27 protein-coding genes are annotated in these 20,976 nt (G+C 45.5%); 5 read left to right on the top strand and 22 right to left on the bottom strand.

Annotated elements, in window-relative coordinates; all coding sequences use genetic code 11:
• From ACVA53_RS21825 to ccoN, 5 genes are all read right to left on the bottom strand, one after another.
• Positions 1-486, bottom strand: coding sequence for a FixH family protein (locus ACVA53_RS21825; protein WP_446506248.1), 486 nt, complete (start codon positions 484-486; stop codon positions 1-3).
• Between the two features lie 120 nt (positions 487-606).
• Positions 607-1,587: a cytochrome-c oxidase, cbb3-type subunit III gene (ccoP, locus tag ACVA53_RS21820; protein ID WP_446506247.1), complete on the bottom strand. Its 981-nt coding sequence runs from the start codon at positions 1,585-1,587 to the stop codon at positions 607-609.
• 5 nt (positions 1,588-1,592) lie between these two features.
• Entirely contained in the window at positions 1,593-1,766 is a 174-nt protein-coding gene (locus tag ACVA53_RS21815; protein ID WP_255043982.1) for a cbb3-type cytochrome oxidase subunit 3, read from the bottom strand.
• Positions 1,767-1,775: 9 nt separating this feature from the next.
• Positions 1,776-2,387 carry a cytochrome-c oxidase, cbb3-type subunit II gene (gene ccoO / locus ACVA53_RS21810; protein ID WP_255043981.1) on the bottom strand — a complete coding sequence of 204 codons (612 nt, stop codon included), beginning with the start codon at positions 2,385-2,387 and terminating at the stop codon, positions 1,776-1,778.
• A 12-nt stretch (positions 2,388-2,399) separates the two neighbouring features.
• Positions 2,400-3,827 carry a cytochrome-c oxidase, cbb3-type subunit I gene (ccoN, locus tag ACVA53_RS21805; RefSeq protein ID WP_255043980.1) on the bottom strand — a complete coding sequence of 476 codons (1,428 nt, stop codon included), beginning with the start codon at positions 3,825-3,827 and terminating at the stop codon, positions 2,400-2,402.
• A gap of 234 nt (positions 3,828-4,061) precedes the next feature.
• Here ccoN and ACVA53_RS21800 point away from each other — a divergent pair, with 234 nt between their 5' ends.
• Entirely contained in the window at positions 4,062-4,547 is a 486-nt protein-coding gene (locus tag ACVA53_RS21800; protein WP_446506246.1) for a hypothetical protein, read from the top strand.
• A gap of 121 nt (positions 4,548-4,668) precedes the next feature.
• On the opposite strand, the gene ACVA53_RS21795 is transcribed toward ACVA53_RS21800, so the two are convergent.
• A complete protein-coding gene (locus tag ACVA53_RS21795; protein ID WP_446506245.1) occupies positions 4,669-5,391 on the bottom strand; it encodes an SDR family oxidoreductase in 723 nt (240 codons plus the stop codon).
• 247 nt (positions 5,392-5,638) lie between these two features.
• Between ACVA53_RS21795 and ACVA53_RS21790 the strand changes: the two genes are divergently transcribed.
• From ACVA53_RS21790 to ACVA53_RS21780, 3 genes are all read left to right on the top strand, one after another.
• Positions 5,639-6,817, top strand: a complete 1,179-nt coding sequence (locus ACVA53_RS21790) for an FIST signal transduction protein (protein ID WP_446506244.1) — start codon at positions 5,639-5,641, stop codon at positions 6,815-6,817.
• A gap of 3 nt (positions 6,818-6,820) precedes the next feature.
• Complete coding sequence (locus ACVA53_RS21785) at positions 6,821-8,908, top strand: PAS domain-containing hybrid sensor histidine kinase/response regulator (RefSeq protein WP_255043975.1); 2,088 nt, start codon at positions 6,821-6,823, stop codon at positions 8,906-8,908.
• 588 nt (positions 8,909-9,496) lie between these two features.
• Complete coding sequence (locus ACVA53_RS21780) at positions 9,497-9,964, top strand: phage protein (RefSeq protein WP_446506243.1); 468 nt, start codon at positions 9,497-9,499, stop codon at positions 9,962-9,964.
• 234 nt (positions 9,965-10,198) lie between these two features.
• Here the strand turns inward: ACVA53_RS21780 and ACVA53_RS21775 are convergent, their stop codons facing one another.
• From ACVA53_RS21775 to ACVA53_RS21755, 5 genes are all read right to left on the bottom strand, one after another.
• Positions 10,199-10,414 carry a hypothetical protein gene (locus ACVA53_RS21775; RefSeq protein WP_107347990.1) on the bottom strand — a complete coding sequence of 72 codons (216 nt, stop codon included), beginning with the start codon at positions 10,412-10,414 and terminating at the stop codon, positions 10,199-10,201.
• 94 nt (positions 10,415-10,508) lie between these two features.
• On the bottom strand, positions 10,509-11,027 hold the full coding sequence (locus tag ACVA53_RS21770; protein ID WP_446506242.1) for a virion protein: 519 nt from the start codon (positions 11,025-11,027) through the stop codon (positions 10,509-10,511).
• Positions 11,024-12,130 carry a hypothetical protein gene (locus tag ACVA53_RS21765; protein WP_446506241.1) on the bottom strand — a complete coding sequence of 369 codons (1,107 nt, stop codon included), beginning with the start codon at positions 12,128-12,130 and terminating at the stop codon, positions 11,024-11,026. Before ACVA53_RS21765 ends, ACVA53_RS21770 begins: the two co-directional genes overlap by 4 nt.
• A complete protein-coding gene (locus ACVA53_RS21760; RefSeq protein WP_446506240.1) occupies positions 12,127-12,951 on the bottom strand; it encodes a hypothetical protein in 825 nt (274 codons plus the stop codon). The genes ACVA53_RS21765 and ACVA53_RS21760 overlap by 4 nt, the downstream gene beginning before the upstream one ends.
• The gene (locus tag ACVA53_RS21755) at positions 12,948-13,574 is read right to left on the bottom strand and encodes a chemotaxis protein (protein WP_446506239.1); all 627 of its coding nucleotides are present in this window, start codon (positions 13,572-13,574) and stop codon (positions 12,948-12,950) included. The genes ACVA53_RS21760 and ACVA53_RS21755 overlap by 4 nt, the downstream gene beginning before the upstream one ends.
• A 39-nt stretch (positions 13,575-13,613) precedes the next feature.
• On the opposite strand from ACVA53_RS21755, the gene ACVA53_RS21750 reads away from it, so the two are divergent.
• The gene (locus ACVA53_RS21750) at positions 13,614-13,913 is read left to right on the top strand and encodes a hypothetical protein (RefSeq protein ID WP_446506238.1); all 300 of its coding nucleotides are present in this window, start codon (positions 13,614-13,616) and stop codon (positions 13,911-13,913) included.
• Here the strand turns inward: ACVA53_RS21750 and ACVA53_RS21745 are convergent.
• From ACVA53_RS21745 to ACVA53_RS21695, 11 genes are all read right to left on the bottom strand, one after another.
• On the bottom strand, positions 13,908-14,333 hold the full coding sequence (locus ACVA53_RS21745; protein WP_446506237.1) for a hypothetical protein: 426 nt from the start codon (positions 14,331-14,333) through the stop codon (positions 13,908-13,910). The genes ACVA53_RS21750 and ACVA53_RS21745 overlap by 6 nt on opposite strands.
• Entirely contained in the window at positions 14,330-14,536 is a 207-nt protein-coding gene (locus ACVA53_RS21740) for a hypothetical protein (protein WP_446505046.1), read from the bottom strand. Before ACVA53_RS21740 ends, ACVA53_RS21745 begins: the two co-directional genes overlap by 4 nt.
• On the bottom strand, positions 14,533-14,685 hold the full coding sequence (locus ACVA53_RS21735) for a hypothetical protein (RefSeq protein ID WP_446506236.1): 153 nt from the start codon (positions 14,683-14,685) through the stop codon (positions 14,533-14,535). Before ACVA53_RS21735 ends, ACVA53_RS21740 begins: the two co-directional genes overlap by 4 nt.
• Positions 14,685-14,960, bottom strand: coding sequence for a hypothetical protein (locus ACVA53_RS21730; RefSeq protein WP_446506235.1), 276 nt, complete (start codon positions 14,958-14,960; stop codon positions 14,685-14,687). Before ACVA53_RS21730 ends, ACVA53_RS21735 begins: the two co-directional genes overlap by 1 nt.
• A 9-nt stretch (positions 14,961-14,969) precedes the next feature.
• Positions 14,970-15,803 (bottom strand): major capsid protein P2, encoded by an 834-nt coding sequence (locus ACVA53_RS21725; protein WP_446506234.1) that lies wholly within the window; start codon positions 15,801-15,803, stop codon positions 14,970-14,972.
• Positions 15,804-16,147: 344 nt separating this feature from the next.
• On the bottom strand, positions 16,148-17,383 hold the full coding sequence (locus ACVA53_RS21720) for a hypothetical protein (protein ID WP_446506233.1): 1,236 nt from the start codon (positions 17,381-17,383) through the stop codon (positions 16,148-16,150).
• Positions 17,384-17,624: 241 nt separating this feature from the next.
• Positions 17,625-18,227, bottom strand: coding sequence for an ATP-binding protein (locus tag ACVA53_RS21715; protein ID WP_446506253.1), 603 nt, complete (start codon positions 18,225-18,227; stop codon positions 17,625-17,627).
• A gap of 59 nt (positions 18,228-18,286) precedes the next feature.
• Positions 18,287-18,769: a hypothetical protein gene (locus tag ACVA53_RS21710; RefSeq protein ID WP_446506232.1), complete on the bottom strand. Its 483-nt coding sequence runs from the start codon at positions 18,767-18,769 to the stop codon at positions 18,287-18,289.
• Positions 18,770-18,793: 24 nt separating this feature from the next.
• Positions 18,794-19,258 carry a hypothetical protein gene (locus ACVA53_RS21705; protein ID WP_446506231.1) on the bottom strand — a complete coding sequence of 155 codons (465 nt, stop codon included), beginning with the start codon at positions 19,256-19,258 and terminating at the stop codon, positions 18,794-18,796.
• Entirely contained in the window at positions 19,251-19,418 is a 168-nt protein-coding gene (locus ACVA53_RS21700; RefSeq protein WP_446505039.1) for a hypothetical protein, read from the bottom strand. Before ACVA53_RS21700 ends, ACVA53_RS21705 begins: the two co-directional genes overlap by 8 nt.
• A gap of 13 nt (positions 19,419-19,431) precedes the next feature.
• The coding region (locus ACVA53_RS21695) for a rolling circle replication-associated protein (protein WP_446506230.1) at positions 19,432-20,976 on the bottom strand (1,545 nt) is incomplete at its 5' end.

Raw genomic sequence — 20,976 nt, 5'->3', positions numbered from 1 at the left:
CTAAATCTGCCCGTACAGCGAAATCGGGTCGGATGATGGCAAGTTCACACGTCCTTGTAACATCCAGTCTCCATCAAATGGTTCTAACTCGACAAACCATGGACCATCTAAAATCGCTGGAGATTCAAAGCGATAAGTCCCTGAAAGATCGGCGCTCACCATTTGAGTAAAATCTTTATTAGCTAGAGTACGGTGTGTGAATGTCACACGCAAATTTGGATAGTTATCTAGATCACCTTTATTGAAAAAAACATTGATATCACTGTCATTAACGGCAACTTGAGCTTTCAAGTTCAAGGCATCGGCTACTCGAAGGCGTGATAGGTCTAGGTTAATTGCCTTACCTTTTTTGTAATAATCTTCAGCGACGAGATCGACTTTATTTTGAGAAAAGATATACACAGCTGTCAGGCTATAGACAATTGAAGTAGCAGGGATGGCAAAAACGAACCATGGCCAGAACTGCTTATACCAAGGTTTACCCATATTGAATACCTATGTTACTTAGAGGGATTTAGCCCCTGAAGATAACAGGGGCTAGTCGTTAAGTCTCAGATATTTGTACGAAATCAATGAACAAATTGTAACTGAGTGTTGGCTGATTTGTTATTCTGATGTGTCGTCGCTTAGGTTCCAGACATAAGCCGAGATAACCTGAACTTTTTCTTCTCCCAGAATATCTTTCCACGCTGGCATCACGCCTTGGCGACCGTGTGCAATAGTTGCCTCTACCGCACGACGAGAACCGCCATATAGCCACGTATTGTCCGTCAGATCCGGTGCACCAAATGCTGGGTTACCTTTACCATCCGTACCATGACATGCCGCACATACAACAAACTTTTGTTTACCAGCCGCTGCTTCTTTAGCGTTCACACTTCGGCCGGACAGGCTAAGTACGTAACTGGTAACCTCAGTGATGCCATCTTTACCAAGCGTCTCACTCCAACCGGGCATTACACCTTGGCGACCTTCCATGAGTGTCGTCTTGATAGTTTCAGCTTCACCGCCGTATAACCAAGCATTATCAGTTAGGTTAGGGTAACCAAGCTGACCACGGGCATCAGAGCCGTGGCACTGTGCGCAGTTCTGCAAAAACAAGCGTTGACCGACCTTAATAGCTTCTTCATTTTCAGCGATCTGAGTAATTGGAAGCAGAGTGGTGCCAGAAGCATCGTATGCTAGGGTTTTGAATGTTTCGCCAAAACGTGCTTGGGCATCATCCAACTCTTTTGCATACTGGTTCAAACGTTGCTCTTTCTGGGCATTGGCAATCGCCAACTTGGATTCCTCGATAGAACGCACGGTTTGATCTGAACTCTGCCAGCCCAAGAAGCCTTTGTAGTTACCTAATCCAGGGAAAAGGAATAGGTAGAGCAGGCCGAAAATAATGGTGCCCCAGAACATGTAGGACCACCATTTAGGCAGTGGGTTGTTGATCTCACGAATACCATCGTATTCGTGCCCCATATCCTCACCTTCTTCAACACCCATTTTATCCTTGCTACACCAAATCAATAGGGCAGCAATACCGGTTAGGGTACCCAGCGTGATGATTGTTATCCATAGACTCCAAAACGTAGTCATGTTTTCTAACTCCTGTCATTCTCACGCGTTGCCATATCTTTTTCTTCGTCTGCGAAAACGAGGTTCGCAGCTTCATCGAAGCGAGATTTTTGGCGTTTACTGTAAGCCCAAAGGACAATACCAATAAAGCTACCGAACAGAATTAATGTCCATATGCTATGAATGGTTCCGATATCCATGGTACCCCCTTATTTCATTGCGTGACCGAGTGACTGGAGATAGGCAATGAGCGCATCCATCTCAGTCTTGCCTTTCACTTCTTCACCAGCGTTTGCCACTTGTTCATCAGTGTACGGAACACCAAATTGATTTTTAAAAATACCGAGCTTTTTCGATGTCAATTTGCCATCAAGCACGTTTTCTTCCAACCAAGGGAAACCTGGCATGTTGGACTCAGGAACAACCGCACGAGGATCACGAAGGTGAACACGGTGCCAGTCATCAGAATAACGGCCGCCTACGCGAGCGAGATCAGGACCAGTACGTTTTGAACCCCATAGGAACGGGTGTTCCCACACGCTTTCACCGGCTACAGAATAGTGGCCATAGCGCTCAGTCTCAGAACGGAATGGGCGGATCATCTGGCTATGACAAACGTTACATCCTTCACGGATATACACATCACGGCCTTCCATTTCCAATGCCGTATACGGACGAAGGTTTTCAACCGGCTCGGTTGTTTGGTCTTGGTACAGCAGTGGGGTAATTTCCACCAGGGCGCCGAAACTGATAGCAATCACAATGAGGATCGCAAGAAGGCCGACATTTTTTTCTACAATTTCATGACGATTATTAGCCATTGTCGGTGTTCCTTATGCTGGTTGCTCTGTGGCTTTCAGGCTTTCTTTTGGTGCAAGAATTGTCTTGTATGCGTTGTATGCCATTAAGAACATACCCGCCAAGAAGATTGCACCGCCTACAAAACGAACGAAGTAGAATGGGTAAGAAGCCTGTAGCGACTCAACAAAGCTGTAAGTGAGCGTACCGTCGGTGTTAACCGCACGCCACATCAGCCCCTGCATCACACCAGAAATCCACATTGCCACGATATACAGAACTGTACCGATTGTTGCTAGCCAGAAATGTACGTTAATCAATTTAATTGAGTACATACGTTCTTGGTCGAACAATTTAGGGATTAAGTGGTAAACCGCACCAATAGATACCATTGCTACCCAGCCTAACGCACCAGAGTGTACATGGCCGATTGTCCAATCTGTATAGTGTGATAGGGCGTTAACAGTCTTAATCGACATCATTGGGCCTTCAAAAGTTGACATGCCGTAGAACGACAGTGATACAACCAAGAAGCGCAAAATAGGGTCATAGCGAAGTTTGTGCCATGCACCAGATAGCGTCATGATACCGTTGATCATCCCCCCCCAAGATGGAGCGAATAGAACCAGTGACATCACCATTCCCAGAGACTGAGTCCAGTCAGGAAGAGCGGTGTAATGTAGGTGGTGAGGCCCTGCCCAGATGTAAAGAGAAACTAATGCCCAGAAGTGAACAATAGACAGACGGTATGAATAAACAGGCCGGCCGGCTTGTTTAGGTACAAAGTAATACATCATCCCCAAGAAACCTGCAGTAAGCAGGAAACCAACCGCATTGTGTCCGTACCACCATTGAATCATGGCATCGACAGCACCAGAATAAACCGAATACGACTTACTCATTGATACTGGGATAGCCATACTGTTAACAATATGCAGAACAGCAACGGTTAGGATGAAGGCACCAAAGAACCAGTTCGCCACATAGATATGCGACGTGTTTCTTTTAATCATAGTACCGAAGAAAACGATGGCATAGGAAACCCAGACAACAGCAATGGCGATATCAATCGGCCATTCCAGCTCTGCGTATTCTTTACCGGAAGTCCACCCTAACGGCAGTGTAATTGCCGCGGATAGAATGATAGCTTGCCAACCCCAGAAGGTAAACGACGCTAATTTTCCACCAAACAGTCTTGCTTGACATGTGCGCTGCACTACGTAGTAAGACGTAGCGAATAGTGCACTGGTACCGAATGCGAAAATCACTGCATTAGTGTGCAATGGTCGTAAACGGCTGTATGTCAACCAAGGAAGGTCGAAGTTTAGTGCCGGCCATACCAGCTGAGCGGCAATCAATACACCAACGCCCATTCCGACAATTCCCCAAAGTATGGTAACCAAGGTGAATTGACGAACGACCGTATAGTTGTAGTTTTGTTCAAGCTGCTTTACTTGGCTCATGTTGCATGCTTCCAATTTTAATTGTTCAACTACACTCTTTTCCTTGTGCGAACAACAAGTTGTCGCAATGCCACCCAAAGCTTCAATAATTACAGGTTTGCTTTTTTAAATCCCCCAGTAATTAAATTGCTATTTTGTTGTAAAAGTGGCATTTTCAGTGCCTTATACTACTTTAGATAACCAATAATTGACAGGGTCAAGCCCACAGGATGTTTACGGTTAAGCAACATTTATGTGAAAACTTTGACCTCTGTAACATGGGAAGCACGTAAAATCATGGCTGCAGAAAAGCTGACTAAAGGCAGATTTATCCAAATTATATTTCTTATGACCGTATTGGTCACTGCATTCGTATGGAGAACAGTTACCTATGACGAAAGTGAGGGTGGAAGTATAAATGCAGAAACCTGCGAGCTAACAGCAGAAAAATGTATTAATACTCAGAGCAATAAATCGTTAAAACTCTCTTTATCGCCTTATCCAGCTGTAGCAAATCAGATTATCGAGATACAAATTCATAACATAGATGTTAAGCCAGAAGCGACGGTTGAAGGTGTCAACATGTATATGGGTATTATTCCGGTCACGTTTGAGAAAAAGCCAGAGGGTTGGGTTGGCCGATTTAGTGTTCCTGAATGCATGCACGACGAAATGCAGTGGGCAATAAATATCAATCAGGGAAAGAGAAAGATAATTGCTGTTTTTACAACGAAAAAGTAATTAAAAATAAATAGGTTATATAATTTAATTTGCAATTACAGGGTTTTATTAACTAAACCCTGTAATTATCCTATAATTGTTAGCTGATATTGTATTCCAGAGGGGAAGTGGGAAGGTGGATTTATTTGCTGTAAACCATTTTTTTTGTCATACCGCCATCAATGATAATATTTTGACCGTTAATAAATCCCGCCTCATCAGAGAGCAAATATGCCACCATTGAGGCGATATCAGTTATGTTACCGACACGTCCGGTGAGGTGTTGTGTGTGATCGGTTTCGCTTAACTGTTCCTCAGAAGTATGTATCCATCCCGGAGAGATACAGTTCACTCGAACACAGGGACTCAAGCTTGTTGCTAAGGAATGTGTCAATGCAACAATACCACCTTTAGTTGCACTATAAGCTTCGGTATTTGATTCGGACTGTAGTGCGCGGGTAGAAGCAATATTTACAATGCAGCCATTTGTGTTCTTAAGTAATTGTGAAGTGTGCTTTGCCATCAGCATAGGAGCCGTTAAATTTACGGCTAACGCTTTATTCCAATCATGAATATCCAGTTCGTGTAGAGGGGCGTTATAAGGGGTGGCAATAGCAGCATTATTAATAACAGCATCAAGCCTTCCGTGCTGCGATGTTATCTCTTCAATTAAAGTAACAATTTGCTGTTCTTTGGTGACATCAAGCTGTTTAAAGCGAATGAGAGGATTTTCGGAAACCAATTGGAATCCAGCATTCTCATTAATATCAACGGCAATGACCAGCATATTTTTTGAAAGGTAATTCGCAATTCCCTTACCAATACCGTTTGCGCCACCTGTTACCAGTACCACTTTGTATTCCATCGTTCCCTCATCATTCAACCGCTACAAATGCTATCCTATACCCAGTCACTTCAAATTGTTCGGGTATACTTATCAGTAGCGGTCATTACGTTCAGATCTTTAATTTATTACAATAAAAAAGCAGACACTACATGGGATGCATGTAAGAATATGCGTACGTAACTTCAATGGTTTGTATTCCACTCAGTTTTACTTAAAGTTACTTGGGTAACGTTACAAATCAAAATAATCTATAGATAAATTCCCCATGGATATCGCAACAAGCTTTTCTTCACAGGCAATAGCATCTGATGCCATTCAAGAGGCCATCGAACAATTACAAGCAAAGCTTGCTAACCCCAAATTGATTCTTGTTTACTTTTCGGAGAAATATGACGTTGTCACTTTACAGGAAGCGCTGATTGTCGCCTTCCCAAACGCACAAGTATTGGGGTGTACATCTTGTCAGGGAGTGATGACAGAAAGCGGATACCACCATGGTCGAGGGGTCGCACTTTGGGCAATATCCGATTTTCATGGAGCTTACGGAACAGCCATTGTTTCTACAAACCATTCAAAATATGAGATGGCAAGGCAAGCATTGTTAAAAGCCATCGCTAACAGTGGTCGTTCTGGCGAGTTACCGGCACTTATCGTACTTCATGCGAGCCCAGGATATGAAGAAGAAATCATTCAGGGAATTGAAGATGAACTGTGCACTTCAGTTCCAATCATCGGAGGGAGTGCGGCCGATGATCATATAAAGGGCAACTGGTCCATTTTTACGCACGAGCAGAACACACAAGAAGGTGTCGGGATAAGTGTCATTTATCCATCTTGTCATATCAGCTACTCGTTCCATTCTGGCTATGCCAGTACTGGTCAGTTTGCCAAGGCAACCAAAGTCGAGGGCAGGGAGCTTATTGAACTTGATGGAAAACCAGCTATCGAGGTTTATCAAAACTGGATGAACCTATCTATGAGTGAAGCTGAAAATATAATAAATAACAGTAGCTTAAACCCACTTGGTCGCGTGGCCGGTGTTGTTCATGAACTACCATATTTTAAATTAGCTCACCCATTGAAAACCACTGATCGGGGCGGGATAACCTTATTTGCTAAAGTGGAGTTAGGAGAGACGCTGTACTTCATGCAAGGCACCGAGGAGCGCTTAGTTACCCGCGCCGGACGGGTAGTGAATGCAGCAAGTAACATTTATGCCAACGAGGAAAGCCTTAACCCGATCGGCGGTATTACTATTTACTGTGCAGGTTGCATGCTCCGCGTACAACATCGTATGAAAGAAGTTGCTCAGTACGTCAAAAGTGCGATGCAGACAGCACCTTTTGTCGCTCCATTTACATTTGGCGAACAAGGACAGTTTGTAGGGGGCGAAAATGCCCATGGTAACTTGATGATTTCAGCAGTTTTGTTTCACAAGGATTAAGCAATGGTAAATTATGAATCTGAAAAGCTCCAAGAAACATTGCTTGATTTATTGCGAACACGAGAGCGGGAAAAACAATTACGGGATGAAAATACAGCAATTTTAGCGGGTATTGCTGCAATGGCCGGAGCTAACAACAAACGGCAGGTATTCAATAGCTTATTGTCTGTATTGCGAAAATATATCGGTTTTGAGCATGCACTGGTATTAACCCGCGAAGACGAAACTGCACCGCTGCAAGAGTTGGTAACAACCTGTCGTTTTTTTGAATCAAGTATTTGGCCTATTGGAAATACGTTTATCCGTTCGTTGAATGGCGACAGTATTGTACTTTACGACCCAAGCCAAGTTTATGAATTTAAAGAGCTCTCACCAGAAATGGTATCGTACTGTCAGTCTGTATTGCTTACTGGTGTAAAGGTCAGCTCTGGCGACGCGCTCTTGCTATTTATCCATACGGAAAAAGGGCAGTTTACCCCTAATTGCCGCAGGGTGCTTGAACGATTCCGGCCGCTGTTAGAAAGGGCCATCATTGATATTGATTACCGTGAGCGTTTGCAGTCGTTAGTTACAGCCCGCACACAAGAGCTTACACATAGTCAGCAGCGCTTTAAAGATTTTGCGAAAACAGTCGGTGATTGGTTCTGGGAGGTTGATCCTGAGTACCGCTTTACTTATATATCATCATCAAATCTGACTAACCATACCGTTGATAGTAATTGTATCCTCGACATATTTGGAGCTTCTGTAAAATATCGTGATCGGTTACAGGCGATCTTTGAAAATCAAGTCGCATTTGAAGATCTCGAGTGGCAATTGCCTGAAGATGAAGGTGGACTTTGGATTAGTCTCAGTGGGACACCTTACTTTAATAAGCAAGGTCAGCTGTTGGGTTACCGAGGTACCGCAAAAGACATAACCAGTAGAAAGCAACAGATCGAAGAAATAAAGCAGGCAAAACGGCAAGCTGAAGATGCCAACAAGGCAAAATCTGAATTTCTAGCGATGATGAGTCACGAAATTCGGACGCCATTAAATGCAGTGCTAGGTTTGTTAGATATGCTAGGTGATTCTGGATTAGATATAAAGCAGCAAGGCTGGATAAACCAGATGGATCAATCTGCACAGTTACTGCTGACAATTATCAACGACATATTAGATTTGTCACGGATTGAATCAACAAGCTTTGAACTGTTCAATAGCAGACTGTGCTTATTCGACTGCATCGATTTAGTTATTACTCAGTTGCAAGATCAAGCTCAAAAGAAAGGGATCAAGCTTTACAGTTATATCAACGATGAAGTTCCGGAGCAAATTATCGGTGATAAAAACCGAATCTCCCAGGTGTTGTTTAACCTTGTTGGAAACGCGATCAAGTTCACTAATGAAGGTTCGGTTTCTGTAGATGTAACTCAAAGCCATAACAAGTTATACCTGAAAATAACTGATACGGGGATTGGCATTTCACCCGAAGCACAGAAGCAATTGTTTAAACCTTTTAAACAGGCCGACGGCAGTATTACTCGAAAGTATGGTGGTACTGGACTGGGTTTAGCAATTAGTCAGCATCTGATTAAAAAAATGCAAGGTGAAATTCAACTGCAAAGTAAACTGGGTATTGGCAGTTGTTTTACTGTTATTTTGCCATTAGACACTCTAGAAGCTGAAGGCTCTGAAATCGAAATTCCGGTTGTTGAAGTTGAGCATTTACCAAAACTCAATATCCTGGTGGCAGAAGACAGTCCAACGAATCAGTTAGTTGCGAAACTCATGCTAGAAAAGCGTGGCCATAAGGTAATGATTGTCAACAATGGGCAAGAAGTCTTAGACATCGATGATAGCGGACTGAACAAGCTAGATATGATTTTGATGGATATTTCAATGCCAGTACTTGATGGAATCAGTGCAACGAAAGAGTTGCGAGCCCGAGGCGCTGATATTCCAATCATTGCGTTAACGGCCAACGTCATGCAATCAGATCAGGAGGCTTACTCTGAAGCCGGCATGAATGGCTTCATCGCCAAACCGATCATTGCCAAGGAGCTTGATAAGGTATTGGCAAAGTATCAATTACTGATAGCTAAGAAATAAGAATGCTAGACACGCACTAAAACGCCGAGCTTGTATAAGCTCGGCGTTTTGGGTTTAGGCTTGATGAAATCAAGCCTAGTAATAAACACCATGTTTTGAAGTACCAGGCAAACTGACCATTTGCTGCAGTACTTAAAAAAAGGTGTTTATTACCTATTTTATGGTAAATAACGAATACTGTTAAATTGTACAGTGCTTCGAAGCATTGCTGTCGAGCAAAAGAAAAGTAGGGGAAACCAAGAGATAGCCATAACTGCTTATATCTATATTTAGAGCAACCCTATTTAACATAAGGTACATAATGCGCACTGAAGGGTGTTTTATTAACATGATTTGTAAGGTTCTTGCTCTTAATGAGTCAAGCTAGAAACTTCCACTTTAGGAGATTCAAAATGCCTTGGAAACAGTTAGTTATTTTAGGATGCGCTTCTTTTTATGACGTTAGATTTCGTTTAGCTTCCTGTTCTCGCAAACGTAGAGTTATGGCCGATATTCCTTTGTTGGCTGTTTTTATCGGTACTGCCTATTGATTCGCGTTTGATCAATCGGAATTAACTTTTAATAAACGATAAATTTGCGAGGCACATCATGCTACATCAATCCTTCGTCAAGCTGTTCTGGCGTCATTTCGACAACATTGCTCAAGCTTCTGCTTGGTTTCACGTTCGTCCCATCACCGTCAAACGTTGGTTAACCGGAGAAATCGACGTTAATCCAATGGCTGAAAAATTACTTATCATTCGTGCCCGTGGCTATCTTCCCGATGATACCCGCTGGCAAGGATTTCGAATTGATGAGCAATACTGTGTCATCGTCACACCTGATGGCCGCCGCTTTAGTCCCAAAGAGCTAATGTCTTGGTCACTTCGTTATGATGAATACCACGCGTTAAAACGACTCTACGAATTAGACTATGTGCCCGTTCGTTCACATGTCGTCACACCGTTGCCGTTCCGTGGTGGCCGCCGACTCCAACAGCCGATGCATGAGACTGTCAGCAAAGACAAAAAGAAAAAGTATCGGAATGTTCAGGCAAAGCACGCCGCCAAAAAGTAAAAAGTACAAGCCCGCAAGATTGCGGGCTTTAATTCATCAAAACTACCGTTGTTCGTCATTCTGCCATTCCAGCTTTAAGATACGTTTTTCATGATGCGATATCATTTTTTTTAGTTCGGTTAAAACAGCTTCATGGGCCTTAACTGATCGGAATAACAGATAGCAGATGATGAGCGTGGGCGGATTAACGCCCAGCTCGGTAAACAGTTTAAGCAGCTCTCCCACATAAGCCCCCTAGCCTTTTTCCCGGCGAACCGTGTCAAACAGGCCGATAAACATAGCGGCAATGGCCGGAATTGTGCCGCCCAATTGGGCACCAGATTCACCAATTGTCACAGTAACCAGTTCGCTATTGCCAGTCAACAAACCTACGGCGGCACTGCCTAGTAACATCAAACCCGTTTTGGTGCTTGTCTCTTCAAGGTTAATCACCCGTTTCAAATCAATCATAACCATCCTTTTTTACGTAGAAATTTGAGTGTGTATGCACCGATAATCACGCCTGTAACGCTGAGTGCGACTGAGGTCGCCGCTTTTTTCGCTGTCATGCCAGTGCCACTCCTTCAATAACTTCCTGAATTGGATATTGGCGGCCGACTTCCATCCGGGCCATGGCCTGAATCAGCACGGCGGCGGTGTTATCGTTGGTCGCATCAAGTGCCTGGTACTTGTCGTATCCAGTCCAAGTCGCCACCATGTTGGCGTAATGATCACTATCGTTTTCATGGCTCGGCGCGAATGTGTGGATAATGTCATTGATGCTAGTGATCCCGCGTTTCTGGTAGCTGCGCAAGATACGGGCCGCCGCACGGAAGCCCCATTTATCATCTTCAAAAATCACAAATCGGCCATCACTGGACACTTGGCCGCGCCAGTTATTGTGCTTGCTGTACTCGATATTCAGTGGGTTGTTATTACGAATACCCCGTGGCATTCCGGTGGTCATATCTTCATTCATCCCTGTGTTATTTGATGGTTGGCTTGGCTGGTTATTGGGAATAACCAACCCTTTGCGGCTGTTAAGCCATAACAGCACCATGGCAAGTGCTATCAGCCATTTCATTCGTAGAACCCAAGCCCTATTGGCATTTTGCTGTACTGGCAGCGGCCTAAACCTAAATTTCGGTTGTCCACATACATCTGATAGCGTTCCGCACTGGTCTGTATTATTACGCTAGTTGCATCAATCGCGGTTACTTTGAAATCAGGGTTTCCACCTGCTGAAAAAATCATGTGATTTAGTAGGCCTGATGGTGCATCAATAGGTACTGTTCGTGAAAACTTGACCTGATTATCATCCAGCAACTCCGTTGGGTGATCGTACATATGCTCCAATAACCTGAACTCTGTACTGTCCAGATATGAGTTAGGTGTATGTGTTGTCACAAAGCTCTTTGGCGATTCACCATGTATTTGGGAGTGCCATAATTGAGCGCTTTCAATCAACGCATGTTTAACTGTGGGGTTTTCAATTCGGATATAGAACACCATCGCAGGCTCATGCCTTTCCCAACTATGGTTTACGTTGAATGGTCCAAACTCATACGTTTTCGGTGTATCCCAAACATGGTTATCAGTGTGCTCAGCGGTTTCGAACTCATGAAAGTTAAAGTCAGTGGCTTTAGCTTGGTTTCGTAAGGATTGATAACCCATAAGCCCTACCGTTATCTTTGTGCCCGGTACCAAGTTAACTAATGACACGCGTGCTTTTACATCCCGGTGAGCCGAACCACCTACAGGCATGCTTAATACTTGATAGGTTGTGCTGTCTTTAGCAAGGATTGCCAAGCCACCACATTCAGGATGCATGTTTGGTTTGAATCGCTCATCATCTTTGCCTTGTAACCTATGTTGGATATGCTGCTGCTCTTCATTTGGGGAAAGTTCAACTCCCCAATAAGGTGCTAACAATGCAGAGCCTCGGCCATACTCAAGATCTCGGCTTAAGTCAGGTTTCTCACCCGTAGCAAAGTTGATGGTATTACCGTGAGGGTTATAATATGGCAACGCTTCACTGAAATTCGGATTCGATAGAAGATTGATCGCTTTGTTTTCTAACAGGCTGTAAAGTTCATTAGCTGTTCTCTCAAACTCATCCGCCAAATATTCCACTTTGTTTCGTGGGCTCCCTACGGGTAGACGTTCCTTTAATGTTTTCTCTGTCATCGTGTGATCTCGATAATTTGGATTGTGTCACCGTCAACGCCTGAAAAACTCAAGGCGGCGGTGGTTTCAAGTTTGAGCTGTTCACCTGCGGCCAGCTCCCAACCCTCGTTAATGACTATCGGTTGAGTGTTTGCTAAGTCTGCTTTTATTAAAATGTGACAGCGTGACGTATCGGCATTTATTGATGAAATACCGCCCTCAATGGTCACTTTGCGGGCTGAAATGCTGTCACCACCCACAGGTTTGGTTAAAAGTGGCGTTGTTGCATAGACCCTAACCGCCTGACCACTCTCAAATTTCACCCTTGGTAGCTCTGTAACCACAACCTGCTGCCCATCAGCCAAAGAGACTTCTGGCAGTTGTGACACGGTCACTTGCTGGTTGTCTTCCAGCTGAACCTTGGGCAATTGTGTTACTGCGACTGACTGATTAGCCTCAAGCTGAACCTTGGGTAGCTGAGACACTACAACCGCCTGCCCATCGACCAAAGCTACTTGTGGCAACTGACCAATATTCACCTGTTGGTTAGGTGACAGGGTCACGGTTGGCATTTGAGTAACAGACACTTGCTGGCCGTCTGTCGGCGGGATATATCGACCAAAGCCACAGATGATCGTGACTGCTCCCGCCTCGCCCATGTTTTCAACGGTCACACGGCCTGATAATTGCGGGTCGATAATTTGGGCACCTTGTTTCAAGCGATAATCGCCGCGCTCGGTAGTAATCGACACCGATTCAGTACACGTCTCGACATACAGAAACTCGCCCACGGCTTGGAATTGCGAACGCTGGCGCGGTTGCATGATTTGGTGAAAATTCATCGTTTACCTCCAAGCATCATGATCGCCATGAATGTCATTACCAAGCCAACAACAATGGTCATTTGCCGGGTGGTGGCGACTTGCCCGCCATCGGATTTCATCCCGGCCAAATCTTTCAGTGTTGATAAGCTCTCACTGTTTTGGGCGGCTTGGTTGCCAGCCAGCCCCGCAATCATTTGCAGGTTCTCATGGTGTGCCTGACTGACTTCATCAATCGCGTTATTGCTCAACTCGGCATTAAGTTGCATGGCTTCACTACCGAATGACAATGCTCCGTCCAGCGAGTCACGGCCAAAACTCATGGCTTCATCCATGGCGTCCTGTCCAAAGCCAAGGGCTTTATCGACTGACCGCTCTCCCATTTCCAAAGCGGCCTCACTGACATCGGCCATGCTCCAAAGGGCTTCTTCGGTCACATCGGCATTACTGAGCAGTGCCAGCTCTGACAAATCAGAAGCCCGTTGCATCGCGCCGTGGTCGGTCATGGTCATCGAAACGTTAACATTGGAATCATTGACGCCCGCAATTGATACACCAAGGTTATCGCCGTCGATGGCGTTCTGTCCGCTAGTGTTGGTGTTAGTGGTGGTGCTTGAGCTTTTGCTCTTTCCTCCCTTACCCATCAAGACCTCCGTAAACGACTAGCTTTGCTTTGGCTAGTTGTGCGTAGTTCCGAAACACTTTCACGCCTTGCCAAGTTTCCTTGTGCGTTTTTTGCTCCGCTGCTCGCACTACCGCCAGATTTACCCTGTAAGTTTTCGGCCAGCGTTGGACGGCGAGCTTTACCGTTTGTGGGTCGAGCGGTAACGCGTGACGGTTGCTTGCCTGACCGACGAGAACGGCGTTCAGCACTGCTACTCCCTGACGGTGTTTTGGCTGTTGGCCTTGTCTTGGTATTTGTTGGCTTGTTCGTTGACGCGACTTTATTGGCGCTGCTCGTAGAAGCTTTACCCATCTTATGATCCCTCAATATCTAGTTGATGGACGGTTTCCTTGGTGTCGTTGAACTCCCTGAGTTGTTCAACCTGCTTAAAGCCAAAGGTACTCAAAATACGGCGCATCCCTTTGCGGTAGGTATGATAAGAAATGGCCGAGTAGCCACACTCGGCAACGCGCTCGATAATATGGCTGGCGGCATCAACCAAACCTTTCCCGGTCATTGCAATGATGTGGTAACGGTTATCTTGAATGCGGCTGATAAACCACAATTTGATCCCCTTGCCAGTCAGCAGGTAAAAACTGGCTTCCTTGGCACAGACCATTGATTTCACATCATCAAATTCCGCCTTGGGGGTATCAGAACCCGCAAACGCGGGTTTGATTTGTTCCAAGTGGGCGTGAAAGTCTGGTGCTGACGGTCGAATTAATCGAAAGTGCATCATCGGCCTCCTTTAATCAGAAACCACAAAGCAACGGCACCCATACCAACAAGTAACCAGTTGGGCAGCGAACTGCTGCCCATACTGATCCCACCGACACGCAACGCCGAATCATTTTGGCTATGCACACCCGATGGTCCCGCCGAACCGCCGCCCGCGTTAATTGGCATACTGCCGGAATTGGTTAGACCGGGAATATTCATCATGCTTTCTTCCCTGTCACAATGTCATAGAGCCACAGCCCCATGACCACCGCCGCCAAGATGCGCAACGTGCGCCCGACTTTCTCGCTGGTAAACATGCCAGTGGCAAAACCAACGGTTCCCGCCAGTAGCGGCCAAAATAGAAATGGCATTATTTCCCCCTAAGCAGAATGACCAAGGCCAACAACGCAACACTGCCACCCATCAATATCATGGGGGTATTGCCCGGCATCATGGAATATATCGGTTGGCCCGTTGGCTGTTGCGCAGGCTCTTGATGTTGTGGCGTGCGGTTTTCTTCCGGTGCTGCCGAGGCCACTTTGTTGGCCTCGTTATCAAACCAAGAATTTAACCAGGCTTCGCCACCATCGCTGGCGGTATCCCAAATTCCACCCAGTGTTTCACCTACCGAATCAAGTAGACTCATTGCGCCTCCTTAGCCCTTGGTCGGCAATGCGTTCACCTGTTCAACGGCTTCGATGATCACCGGTACGCTGCCAACCTCTGACTTATCCAGCTCAAAAGCCAACTGGCTACGGGCGGCCGTATTCAACATGCCATCAGCACCAAAGCCATAACGGATGAAATCGAGGCTGAACCATTCAGGGTTTTGCTCTTTCTTGGCTTGCGCCAAGTCATACGCGTTATCTTCTTTAGTCACGTTCATTTCTTCGAAGCTGTCACGCAGTACACGAACGCGATCAACCGACTTATCAAGGAAATGAATCCGCTTGAGGTTCAGTGCTGGACTGCGCTCGGAAAAATCAAACGGCGTGCGGCCTGTTGCCGAGGCAAACCAAGTTAGTTCGTAAATGCGTGGCATGTAGTAACGCACCGATTGTGCTGGCAGCACATGGGCACGGGCGCGAACACTTGGCGGTGTGGTTCCGGCAGGTTTTGACTTGAGGGTGATATACACAAACCAAATTTCACCACCCAAGGTGACAAGATCGGTTTGGCGTACACCAATTTTGGTGCGCAGCGTGGCATCACCAAAGGAAATGACATAGCGCCCGTCTTGGGCGTAGTTCTTGCGGTGGGCTTGCAGTTTAACCAGTGTTTCGCCTGTCACATTGATTTTGGCCGAACCATTCAACGACACTTCAACGCGTTCGATGTCGGTGGGATCAGTAATATCCGTTACCAGTTCAATGCTGTGATAAGTCGGGCCAGATACCAGACGCAGTGACGCACGGTTGCCCCAACCTACACCCTCAACCGGGTCTAGCTCTTTGGGACGTGGCGCGAATGGGGTTTGCACTAATTCCATAATGCTCCCCTTATCCAATTGTGTCTTCAACGGCATCAACGTTGTTCGATGCCCAGACTACCGCGCCAGCTACAAATAGCGCGATCACACCTGTGATCACATAGCCCTTAGTTTTTGCACTCATGATGTTTGCTCTCTGTTGGTTAACAAAAGTTCCCCAACAGGAAAGCAAGTGATTTGGTTTTAAGGCAAGCGTAAAAAAACCCGCTAAGGCTATAGGTTAGCGGGCTTTTAAAAATGTGATTAGCTTTAAAAATAACGAACTAAGGGGTGAGCAACGCTACCATCAAACCTAGACCATTGCGCCATAAAAACGAAACTCAAGGCAATCCGTCTTAACGCCTTTATATGCCGCTCAGTCTACTAATGTCCCCACCAATTGCCTTTAAAATTGGACGCATAAAGAATGCTTGACCTTGATTTGGGTCATCAATCTCTGCAGAGGCTAGAGTGGGCATTGAATCCTCATTTTCACGATTTACTTTCCAAGAATTACTTTTTTGAAAATTACTAGAATCGATGCCGATTACTTGGAGCTTTTCCTCTTCAATAGGCATCTGATGAATAGCTTTTCGAATGCCAAGCTTGGTACTCCTAACCCAAAGCTCAGAAATCCAAACAAACCCATAAGCATTTAATACCTGTGCACGGTCAGCGGCAAATCTCCAAAAAATATACTTGTCCGCTTGGTCATCAAAGCTCGTACTTAACAGATCAATAACTTTGTGATTGCTATCGAAAAACATCAGAATAGGAATATGATATCCGTCTGCCAAAAACGTTGACTCAGCCATTTTTGAATATAAATCAACCAAACCTTCTGTAGAATTGATAGGCTCTGTTGTTCCAACGGATCTAGCACGCTCTTTGATTGTTTCAGGTATACTCTCGCTATCGTAAGACACGGAACTATGTGATAGCTTTCCTTCTGTGAAATTTCTCAGTTTTAAATAGCTAACATGCCTTACTTCTTCCCGTATTGAGTCAAAAGATGTTGGCGAAGCTATTTTACGACTAATCGGACTGCCAATATGCTCACCTAAAGATTTACAACAATCGTACATACGAGCGTATATGAGGGTTAAGGCATTTAGAAGTTCATATTCTTTTAACGTATTTGCAACCCAACGCCTTTCAGATTTAATAACAGCTGCATCAGTTACTCCTGATGGAAGTTTCTTTTGGGCTAGCCTTACTAATTTCTTAACACTAATAGCAAGTAACTCTTCTTTTGCTGTAATTTCGATATCTTGCTCTTCAACATAAGAAAACAGTAGGGTTGCTTTAGCAGTACTATACATTTCTAGATCCCCTTGTTTCTCGATGGTATTCCTCGAGTTTTTTGCCCAAGTCATAAGGGGGTCACTTCGCCACTTTTCAACAACATTAGATGGGTACCAATCATCGTAACCAGCTATTCCTCGCTTATTTTTTTGTATGATAAATGTAACTGTACGGGAGGTTTGAAGAAATTGATTCAAGTTCAATCGAAATAGCTCTGGATCAAAGTACGTTGTTGCACACGTATTCAGCAAGTGAGCAAGATCTTTTAGTCTTCTTTCCCATGGTTTATTGTTCATTATTTTGTCTCAAAATTCCGAGCGAATGATTAGAACGGCTAACAGCTTGATATATTGAATAACTCAATATCATTTCTACACTATCACATAGAAAAAACTAAAAAATTTTGAATATAGTCAAGTTATCATGATCTCGCTGTTTGATATGTTTAATTATTCAACCTATGGCTATCCCCTTTACCACTATCATTATTATTTGATGAGGAGCTTAATAGCGATTTGGTCTCAATTTTGACTGCTGTTACCACTGTATTTTACTTTTTTTCCATTTTTTCCCATCCTGCAAAACATACTCAAGCACGTTTAGCTTAATGATCTCACTAGCCGGTATCCCAGTCTTCTGCTGCAAGTACCTCGCACTATCATCAGCCTTTTGCATCATGACACAAGCGAACTGGCAGTTATCAATGATGGTTTTCGATACTTCTTGCCCGCGCTGGAACATGTTGATGGTGTGAAGGCCAAACTTGCGCCCTAGCCTCAATATCTTGCCGTGGTAGCCTGTCGCCTTGCCTGCGGTGCTGGTATGCTCAGCCACTTCTTCGCAGATCACCTTTAGTGGTTTCTTGTGCTTACCGTTCCCCATGCCCCACACCACCATGCAAAACTTATCGAAATCCTCCTCGGTGGTTTCGTGGTTTGGGTAGTAAGCGATCTTAAAGCCTTGGTTGGTTTTTCGGCCAGCAATCAAAGCGGCGGCAAAGGCTTTCAATGTGGCATAGCTGCGAACCTTACGCCCGGCCAATAGCCCTTCGTAATCACCAAGTGGGTCAAAGATAGCGACTTGGTCTGTCGGCTTAATAAACAGCTTTTTGGCTGCGGAGGTTTTCCCGCAGCCAGACATACCAACCACATAGACATGATGATTACTCAGCGCATTATTTTGGTTGATAGGTTGTAGTTTCAAGCGGCCTCCTGCTGCTGGTCATCATTAGTGGCTTGCTTGGCCTTTTTAGCCAATTCAACATCTTCCAGTTTCAGACTGCGAACCTGCATATAGCTAGTCAGTCCGAGCATACCAATCGCTGCAACAGCCATGATTTCATCCATGTATTTAGCTAACCATGGTGGCGGATTGCCGTTGTATTTCACCATAAGTGGTGCAATTTTAAGTGCGACGTTTTCTACTTGTTGTGGATTAAATTCAAAGTTATGGTGCACCATGGTTTTCATAACTTGTTCGATAGTCATTAAGCCCATAAACACTGCTGCACTATAGGCTTGGATTTCTATTTCCTGTTGCTGCTCTTTGGTATCGGCAACCGTTGGATCAAAATCATCACCCAACCCATTGATGAAGTCTTTTTCATCTTGCTCGTTATGGCTTTGAATCCCTTCATTGCTATTCAGCTCGTCATCATTGGCGGCTAGTTGTTCGGTTTCCATATCGACTCTCTCGGTTTGTTTAGGTTAAAAGCGGGCAATCATCCCGCCAGTTAAAGCACCAAGCACCACGCCCGCTATGACTGACTTCCAACCGGAAGGTTTCGCATCAGGTTGGGTTTCATGTTCGGCCTCGGTTTGGCTTGGTTGCGGTTCCATATCAGTTGCTATATCCATGCTTTCAGCTGTTAATTCGGTATCCAGCTCGGTTAATTCCGGTTCAACGTTCGGCTTGGCTTCGGGTTCCGATGCCACTACTGGCGCGGTTTGTTCGGCTTGGTGTAACGCTTCAATCGTTGGGTAATGCAGCTCAAACCGTGACTGCCAATACTTTCCGGTTTGCTGGTTTGTACCGCAGTCGTCACAAATCGCATACAGATACTTAGAACGTTTTCCCCTTGCCCGGTGGATGGTACGGACATTGCCGCACTCACACCGATTGACCCCTTCGACCTTGTTGGCCGATGCACGAACGGGCATTGATTCAGCCATGCTTCCCCCTTTGCTCTAATTCCATGAGTTTGTTGTTTACGCCTTGCATCCAGACCAGCACCAAACGGAGCGGTGACATCACTTTGCCCGCGAACGGGTTTTTCGCCGCCTTGGTTACTTCATCTTTGAGTTGGTCTGTGATTTGGTTCAGTTCATCCATTTGATAGCGTCCTTTACGCGGCTAGTTGCTGACTTTGGTACCATTCGAGATCAGCTTTAGCGGCTGACACATCGAGTTCGGTGGGTTCTTCCCTGTTTGGAGCAAGCGGGTCATTCAAGACTGATTCCCAATATGCCTGTTTAAGCAAAAAGCGTTGGTACTGTTGGCCGTATTCTTGTTGGGCTATTGCTCGGGCTTCGGAAACGTTTTGGTGGTAATCGGGATCATCATCTTTGGATTGCATGGACCATCCTCGGGCCCCTGCTGCCCAAAGCAGAAAATCATAGGCTTTGTTTTCGGCCTGTTCGCCTTCGAATGACATACAGAAACGGTTCTTGGTACTGGCGTGAATGCCACGCGCTTTGATTTGGTTATTAATGGCTTGTTGTTGGCCTTCAAGCCGGGCAATTAAGGCGGTGAGCTTTTGGATTGCGGCCTTGGGTCGTTGGGCTTTTTTCGCTATGGCTTTGGCCTTAATGGCGCGTTCTTTTTGCTTATCCAAACGGTAAAGGCTGCGCTGTAATGGCTTTTTCCAGTGCTCCAACCGATAGCCACACTCTTTAATGATTGCGGCCATGTTATGGGCTTCGAAATTAGCCAAACAATCCCAACCGGGGGCACGACTGCAGCGGGCAATGTTATAGCGGTTGCCTTTGATTAACCCTTGGTCGGCGTTCTCACCTTTGGCGGCATAGCCAACAGCTTTAATGATGTATGAACCCGCCGCTTTGGGTTGGCGGATTCGCTCCAAATGGGCGAACCCGTTACCCCAAATACCTTCTAATCGTTCGGACCAGGCGCGAAAATATTGCTTATCCACTTTCCAATTCATGATCAGGTGAACGTGTGGATTAGGTTCGCCGTCTTCATTGGCCGGACACTCTGCTACCCATATGTAATGGAACGGTTCGACAATGCCATCGAGTTCAAACGGTTCGCCCTCTGCATCAATGCCTTGCCAGCCACGCTGGAACATCTTTTTGATGCCATCAAGAAAGCGCGAGACTTCACGGCCAAGCGTGGTTTCACCACCAAAGATGGCATTACGTTGCTCAGGGGTGAAAGTTAAAGTCAGGAAGGTGGTAAACCCTTCTTCGCAAGCGGCAACATACGCACCCGATTCGAAAATCTTGGTTACTGCTCGTTGGGTCAGTTTTTCGGTGTAGCGCTCCCCGCTTTGTGGGTCTGGTGCATCACCCGGTCTGGTTTGGGTGTGGTGCAAAATGCGGAAACTGCCCGACCATTCACGGTGCATCAAACGAACGGAAGATAAGCGCTTGTCCGCAGGTGTCTTAGGGAGATCATACAGGCGGTCATGGTTGTAATGGGACTCGGTACTTTCCAACTCGATATCACGGCGCTGTGACTTGCGTAGCCTGCCCACACGGCTGGATATACTAACCACTTTCGGGTGTGTCGGACTTTTGCGCCCTTGGACAAGCCTATTGTCTCCGTCACTTCGTGCCGCCGCTTCGCGGATAGGTTCGGCATACATTTCACGCCCTTGCTTGGCGAATGCTTTGGTGTTCACGTAGTGAAGTTGAGCAAACTGGTTGAG

This window comes from Photobacterium sp. DNB23_23_1, assembly GCF_052873815.1.
This window is presented reverse-complemented; position numbering and strand designations above follow the sequence as displayed.